This window comes from Micromonospora sp. NBS 11-29 (genome assembly GCF_002140155.1).
Classification (GTDB): Bacteria; Actinomycetota; Actinomycetes; order Mycobacteriales; family Micromonosporaceae; genus Micromonospora.
The window spans coordinates 829,148-836,219 of sequence record NZ_NAPR01000013.1 but is presented as its reverse complement, the minus strand read 5'-3'; the positions used below and the strand labels follow the sequence as shown (position 1 = coordinate 836,219).

The following is a 7,072-nucleotide window of genomic DNA, read 5'->3' as shown; positions in this document are numbered from 1 at the left end:
CGGGCCGCCGTGGCCGAGCGGGGCGCCCGGACCGGGCCCCATCGGGCCGGGGCCGGCCGGACCACGAGGCGCGTCGTATCCGCCGCGCGGGCCGTCGTACCCACCGGCGAACGCGCCGGTCGGCTCGTCGTAACGGCTGCCGTAACGCTCCGCGGGCGGGCCGGCCGGGGCGGCGGGCATCTGCCGGGGCGGCATCGGCGGCGGCACCGGTGACAGGCCACGATCGTCGCGCATCGGCGGGCCGAGCCGGTCGGACATCCGCGGGTCGCCACCGCGTCCGTCCGGGACGCCACCGCGCTCCTCCAGGTCGGCGAGCTGCCGCTCGACCCGGTCCAGGTGCAGGTCGACCTGCCACTCGTCGTAGCCGTTGAACCGGACCCGGAAGACGACGTCGTTGACCTCCTTGGAGGCGACGGGCGCGCCCACCGGGCGGCCGGCGAGGGTCGCCTCGACCCGGTCCAGGAAGGTGTCCACCTCGTCGACCTTGTAGCCCCGGCGGAGCGCCTTTCGCCGGAAACGCTGACCCTGACTCGCCACTATGTCTCCTGGTCTCGGACCGCTACGCCGTTGCCGCGCGTGGGTCGCTGTCCCTGTCCTCGGCGGCGGCGAGCTGCCCACACGCTCCGTCGATCTCGCGCCCCCGGGTGTCCCGCACCGTGGTGGACACCCCGGCGTCGCGCAACCGCCGGACGAACTCCCGCTCGACCGGCTTCGGGCTGGCGTCCCAGCGGCTGCCCGGGGTCGGGTTGAGCGGGATCAGGTTCACGTGGGCCAGCTTGCCGGCCAGCAGCCGCCCGAGCAGATCGGCTCGCCACGGCTGGTCGTTCACGTCCTTGATCATCGCGTATTCGATGGACACGCGACGTCCCGTCGTGGCCGCGTAGTCCCACGCCGCGTCCAGCACCTCGGACACCTTCCAGCGCTGGTTGACCGGGACGAGTTCGTCGCGCAGCTCATCATCGGGGGCATGCAGCGACAACGCAAGGGTCACGGAGAGGTCTTCGCTGGCCAGTCGACGGATGGCCGGGACCAGCCCGACCGTGGAGACGGTGATGTGCCGCTGGGACAGGCCGAGGCCCTCCGGCGCCGGGGTGACCAGGCGGCGGATCGCCGCGACCACCCGCGCGTAGTTGGCCAGCGGCTCACCCATGCCCATGAACACGACGTGCGACAGCCGCGGCGGCGACCCGGCGACCGCGCCGGAGGCGGCCACCCCGGCCAGGTAGACGGCCTGGTCGACGATCTCCGCGGTGGACAGGTTGCGGGTCAGCCCGGCCTGGCCGGTGGCGCAGAACGGGCAGGCCATACCGCAGCCGGCCTGGCTGGAGATGCAGACGGTGACCCGGTCCGGGTAGCCCATCAGCACGCTCTCCACCATCGAGCCGTCGTGCAGCCGCCACAGCGCCTTGCGGGTCGCGCCGTCGTCGCAGGCCAGCTCGCGGACCGGGGTGAGCAGCGTGGGCAGCAAAGTGCCGGCCAGCCGCTCCCGGGTCGCCGCCGGCAGGTCGGTCATCCGCTCGGGGTCGCGCACCAGCCGGCCGAAGTAGTGGTTCGAGATCTGCTTGGCGCGGAACGCCGGCTCGCCCAGCTCGGTGACGAGCGCCTGCCGGCCCGGCAGGTCGAGGTCGGCGAGGTGGCGGGGAGGCATCGCGGGCCGGCGGCCGCGGGCGTCGGGGTCAACGGAGATCAGCGGGAGGCTCGTCATGGCGCGTCCAGTCTGACACGCGCCGAGCCGGACGCACCCGTCCGTAGGGGCCGAATCGTCCCGGACCAGCCGCTCCGGCCCGAAACGGCGACGTGATCCATCCCTCAGACCACCACCGGCACGAAGACCGCGAGCAGCAGATACGCCGTCGGCACCGCGAACAGGATCGAGTCGAGCCGGTCCATCAGACCGCCGTGGCCGGGAAGCAGGTTGCTCATGTCCTTGACCCCGAGATCCCGCTTGATCATCGACTCGGCCAGGTCGCCGAGCACCGCCGCGCCGGAGATCGCCATCCCGAACAGCGCCCCCCACCACGGCGCCACGTCGAACAGCAGCCACAGCAGCAACGCGCTGCCCGCCGCCGCGGCCGTGACCGAGCCGGCGAAGCCCTCCCAGGACTTCTTCGGGCTGATCGTCGGCGCCATCGGGTGCTTGCCGAAGGCCACCCCGGCGGCGTACCCGCCGGTGTCGGAGAGCACCACCGCCACCAGGGTGACCAGCACCCGCAGGTGGCCGTCTTCGGGCGCGGCGGCGAGCATGGCCGCGAACCCGGCGAGGAACGGCACGTAGACCGCGATCAGCGTGGCCGCGGTGAGGTCCCGCTGGTAGTTGCCGGGGCCGTCGCCCAGCCGCCAGATCATCGTGCCCAGCACGGTGACCAGCAGCCCGAGGCAGAGCGCGTCCGGGCCGGCGAACCAGGCCAGCCCGACCGTGATCACCCCGCCGGCCAGCAGCGGCGGCAGCGGTGGGTGCGCGCCGCTGCGGCGGACCGCCCGGGCCATCTCCCAGATGCCGATCGCCACCGCGGCGGCGAGCACGGCGAGAAACGCCGGCAGGAAGAAGAACAGCGGCACCACGATCGCCCCGCCGAGGGCCAACCCGACGCCGATCGCGGCCGGCAGGTTACGCCCCGCCCGGGACGCCCCGGGCGCGGTGGTCGGCGGACGCTCCGCGCTCGCCCGCCGGCGGCCCCTCGACCGGCGGCCGGGCGGCGGCTCGGGTGCGGGCTCGTCGCGTACCCGGGGAAGCTGGTCGGTCGGTTCGTCCCGCACCGGCGCGATCCGCGCGGTGGGGAACTCGTCCTCGGGCCGGCGGTCCGCCGCCGACGGCCCGCCGGGCGGCCACGGCGCGTCGTGGTGGACCGGACCGCCCGGGTACGGGTCGGCCACCGGCCGGGTGTACGCCCCGGTGCCGGCCGCCGGCCGGGCGTACGCGCCGGGGTCGACCGGGTCGGGACGGGCATCCTGGCCGGGCGCGGGTCGCCGCCACGGGCCGGGCTCCAGGTCGGTCTCCGGCCAGGGCAGTGCGGGGGCCGGACGGTCCCAGCCACGCGGCTCGGCGCTGCCGTAGGGGTCGGGGTGGGACATCACGCACCGGCAGACGGTACGGAAGCCACCACGTGACGCAAGACCAAGATCATCCCCTACAGCGTGAGACTTCTGGTGTGACCGACCGACCGTTCACCCCGTGGTGGTCGGGAATCGAGCCGAGCCTACTGCACCCCGGATGCGCCCCGGGTGGACGCCGCCGGGCGCGAGACGGCACCGGGCCGCCGCCCGGGTCCCCGGCGGCGGCCCGGTGCCGTGAGGAGGACAGGGCCACTCAGACTTCGAGCAGCTCGCTCTCCTTGTGCTTGATCATCTCGTCGACGGTGGCGACGAAGCGCTGGGTCAGGTCGTCCAGGTCCTTCTCCGCGCGCCGGCCCTCGTCCTCGCCGACCTCGCCGTCCTTGACCAGGCGGTCCAGCTCCTCCTTGGCCTTGCGGCGGATGTTGCGGACGGCGACCTTGGCCTCCTCGCCCTTCTGCCGGGCGACCTTGATCATCTCGCGGCGGCGCTCCTCCGTCATCTGCGGAAGCACGATGCGTAGCTGGTTGCCCTCGTTGTTCGGGTTGACCCCGAGGTCCGAGTCGCGGATCGCCTTCTCCATGGCGTTCAGCTGCGAGTTGTCGTACGGCTTGATGATCACCATGCGCGGCTCGGGCACCCCGATGGACGCCATCTGCGGCAACGGCGTCGGGCTGCCGTAGTAGTCGATGACGATGCGGGAGAACATGGCGGCGTTGGCGCGACCGGTGCGGATCCCGCCGAACTCGTCCCTGGCGTGCTCGATGGCACGCTCCATCTTCTCCTCCGCCTCGAGGAGGGTGTCGTCGATCACCGGTCTCCTCGCCTCCTTCTGTCGCTCGTGGTGGGCTGTGCTGGTGGGCTGTGGCAGAGGGCCGCTGCCGGTCAGGCGGTGATCAGCGTGCCGATCTTTTCACCGCCGACGGCGCGGACGATGGTGTCGTCGCCCTGGGCGCCGAAGACCAGCATCGGCAGGCCGTTCTCCATGCAGAGACTGAACGCGGCGGCGTCGGCCACCCGCAGGTTGCGGCGCAGCACCTCGGAGAAGGTGATCGCGTCGAGCTTGCTCGCCGTCGGGTCGATCCGGGGGTCGGCGGTGTAGACCGCGTCCACACCGTTCTTGCTCATCAACACCACGTCCGCGCGGATCTCCAGCGCCCGCTGGGCGGCCACCGTGTCGGTGGAGAAGTACGGCATGCCGGCGCCCGCGCCGAAGATCACCACACGGCCCTTCTCCAGGTGCCGGATCGCGCGCAACGGAATGTACGGCTCGGCGACCTGGGCCATCGTGATGGCGCTCTGCACGCGGGTCTCGATGCCCTCCTTCTCCAGGAAGTCCTGCAGCGCCAGGCAGTTCATCACCGTGCCGAGCATGCCCATGTAGTCGGCGCGGGCCCGGTCCATGCCCCGCTTCTGCAACTCCGCGCCACGGAAGAAGTTGCCGCCGCCGACCACCACGGAGACCTGCACGCCCCGGCGCACCACGGTGGCGATCTGCCGGGCGATGCCCTGCACGACGTCCGGGTCGACACCGATCGCGCCGCCGCCGAACACCTCACCGGAGAGCTTCAGCACCACCCGACGGGACCGACCGGGTGGCGGGGCGATCGGGTCGTCCGCCGCCAGGCTCCGGTCACTCACAACCTGCGTCATCCGCCCCGCCCCTTCTCCCCGCGCACCGCGCGGGCATCGCGTACCTGCCCCTGCCGACCCTATGTGACGAGGAGGCCGCGGTGCCTGTCGCGTACACCGGCGGCCTCCTCGTCGACGTTCTCCCCGTGCCCCGGACCCACCGGCCCGGGCGCGGCGGCTCAGGCCTGGCCGACCTCGAACCGCACGAAGCGGGTCACCTCGATGCCGGCCTCGGCCAGCACCTGCTTGACGGTCTTCTTGTTGTCGGCGACCGCCGCCTGCTCCAGCAGGACGAAGTCCTTGAAGAAGGCGTTGACCCGGCCCTCGACGATCTTCGGCAGCGCTGCCTCGGGCTTGTTCTCCTCGCGGGCGGTCTGCTCGGCGATGCGCCGCTCGGACTCGACGGTCTCGGCCGGCACCTCGTCGCGGGTGAGGTACTTCGGCCGCATCGCGGCGATCTGCATCGCCACGCCGCGCGCGTCGGCGTCACCCGCTTCGTCGGTCTTGCCGGTGTACTGCACCAGCACGCCGACCGCCGGGGGCAGGTCCTGGCTCTTGCGGTGCAGGTAGACCGCGGTGGTGCCGTCGAGCTTGGCGAAGCGGTTCAGCACCAGCTTCTCGCCGATCTTGGCGGACTGCTCCTGNTGGTCGCGTCGCTGGTCACGCCGTGCTCGACCAACTGCTGCGCCAGCGCGATGAAGGCGTCGTTCTTGGCGACGAAGTCGGTCTCGCAGTTCAGCTCCAGCAGCGCCTGCCCGGAGTGGGCGACGAGACCGTTGGCGGCGGTGCGGCCGGCCCGCTTGCCGACGTCCTTCGCGCCCTTGACGCGCAGGATCTCGACGGCCTTGTCGAAGTCGCCCTCGGCCTCGGTCAGCGCCTTCTTGGAGTCCATCATGCCGGCGCCGGTGAGGTCGCGGAGCTTCTTGACGTCCGCGGCGGTGAAGTTGGACATGACTCTCTCTTCGGTGTCTGGGTGAGGTGGTCTGGGTGCCCGGTTACCCGGATCCGGGCCGGTTGTGCCCGGCGTACCCGTCGCGCCCCACCGGCCGGGAAATCGGACGGTGGGGACGCGACGGCGCGATCACTCCGCGGCGGCGGTCGCCGGCTGCTCGGTGGCCTTCTGCTCCTCGGCGGCGGGCTGCTCGGCGGCCGGCTGCTCGGCGGCGGCGGGCTGCTCGTCGGCCTTCTTCGGCTCCTCCAGCAGCTCCCGCTCCCACTCGGCCAGCGGCTCGTCGGCGCCGACCTGGCCCGCCTCGGGCTTCTCGTCGCCGCCCCGGTTACGGCCGGAGCGGGCGATCAGACCGTCGGCCACGGCGGCGGCGACGACCTTGGTCAGCAGCTCGGCCGAGCGGATCGCGTCGTCGTTGCCCGGGATCGGGAAGTCGACCTCGTCCGGGTCGCAGTTGGTGTCCAGCACCGCGATCACCGGGATGCCCAGCTTGCGGGCCTCGTCGACGGCGATGTGCTCCTTCTTGGTGTCGACGATCCAGACCGCGGCCGGGAGCTTCTGCATGTCCCGCAGACCACCGAGGGTCTTGGTGAGCTTGATCTTCTCGCGGGAGAGCTGGAGCGTCTCCTTCTTGGTGTAACCGGCGGCGGTGCCGCTCAGGTCACCCAGGGCCTCCAGCTCCTTCATCCGCTGGAGCCGCTTGTACACGGTCTGGAAGTTGGTCAGCATGCCACCGAGCCAGCGGTGGTTGACGTACGGCTGGCCGACCCGGGTCGCCTGCTCGGCGATGGCCTCCTGGGCCTGCTTCTTGGTGCCGACGAACAGGATGCTGCCGCCGCCCGCGACGGTGGTGCGCACGAACTCGTACGCCTTCTCGATGTAGTCGAGCGTCTGGCGCAGGTCGATGATGTAGATACCGTTGCGCTCGGTGAAGATGAAACGCTTCATCTTCGGGTTCCAGCGCCGGGTCTGGTGCCCGAAGTGCACACCGCTCTCCAGCAGCTGACGCATGGTCACGACGGCCATGGTNGCCCGGTCGCCGGCCAGGGTGGGCCCGGGTGCGAAAGACCGGGACCAGGGAGGCCGTCGCCCCACGGAGAAGACCGTGGGGAGGGCGCGCGAGGTCGACCGCGCGAGGCGGTCGCCAGTTGACGAGTGTACGCGCTCCCGCCGCCCCCCGGCCGCCGGGTGCGCTCCCGCGGCGGCCCTCCGGCCAGGTGTGGTCACGGCACGTGATCAGGTCGGGGCTCTGGATCGGGCCGGGCGGTGCTGGATCGGGCCCGGCGGTTCTTGATCGGGCCGGGCTGCGCTTGATCGACTCCGGTTCGGCGAAGTGGCGGGGTCGCAGGTCGCTGGACACCGCCACTTCGGCGTACTGGTGCGGGTGAGCTGCGCGAGCAGGTCAGCGGGCGGCTAGAGCGGCGGCGAGGAAGAGCACCA

At 72.2% G+C, this 7,072-nt stretch carries 6 protein-coding genes and 1 pseudogene; all 7 read right to left on the bottom strand.

The window, feature by feature from the left end:
- On the bottom strand, nt 1-537 hold a 537-nt coding region (locus B1205_RS31900), incomplete at its 3' end, for a DivIVA domain-containing protein (protein ID WP_254910058.1).
- Nucleotides 538-559: 22 nt separating this feature from the next.
- Nucleotides 560-1,705, bottom strand: coding sequence for a 23S rRNA (adenine(2503)-C(2))-methyltransferase RlmN (gene rlmN, locus B1205_RS20315; protein WP_089157013.1), 1,146 nt, complete (start codon nt 1,703-1,705; stop codon nt 560-562).
- A 104-nt stretch (nt 1,706-1,809) separates the two neighbouring features.
- The gene (locus B1205_RS20310) at nt 1,810-3,072 is read right to left on the bottom strand and encodes a phosphatidate cytidylyltransferase (RefSeq protein ID WP_089157012.1); all 1,263 of its coding nucleotides are present in this window, start codon (nt 3,070-3,072) and stop codon (nt 1,810-1,812) included.
- A gap of 235 nt (nt 3,073-3,307) precedes the next feature.
- Complete coding sequence (gene frr, locus B1205_RS20305; protein ID WP_089157011.1) at nt 3,308-3,865, bottom strand: ribosome recycling factor; 558 nt, start codon at nt 3,863-3,865, stop codon at nt 3,308-3,310.
- Nucleotides 3,866-3,936: 71 nt separating this feature from the next.
- Nucleotides 3,937-4,704, bottom strand: a complete 768-nt coding sequence (pyrH, locus tag B1205_RS20300; RefSeq protein ID WP_089157010.1) for a UMP kinase — start codon at nt 4,702-4,704, stop codon at nt 3,937-3,939.
- Between the two features lie 158 nt (nt 4,705-4,862).
- Nucleotides 4,863-5,635: pseudogene (gene tsf, locus B1205_RS20295) on the bottom strand (translation elongation factor Ts).
- A gap of 129 nt (nt 5,636-5,764) precedes the next feature.
- Nucleotides 5,765-6,658, bottom strand: coding sequence for a 30S ribosomal protein S2 (gene rpsB, locus B1205_RS20290; protein ID WP_089157009.1), 894 nt, complete (start codon nt 6,656-6,658; stop codon nt 5,765-5,767).
- Nucleotides 6,659-7,072: the final 414 nt, after the last annotated feature.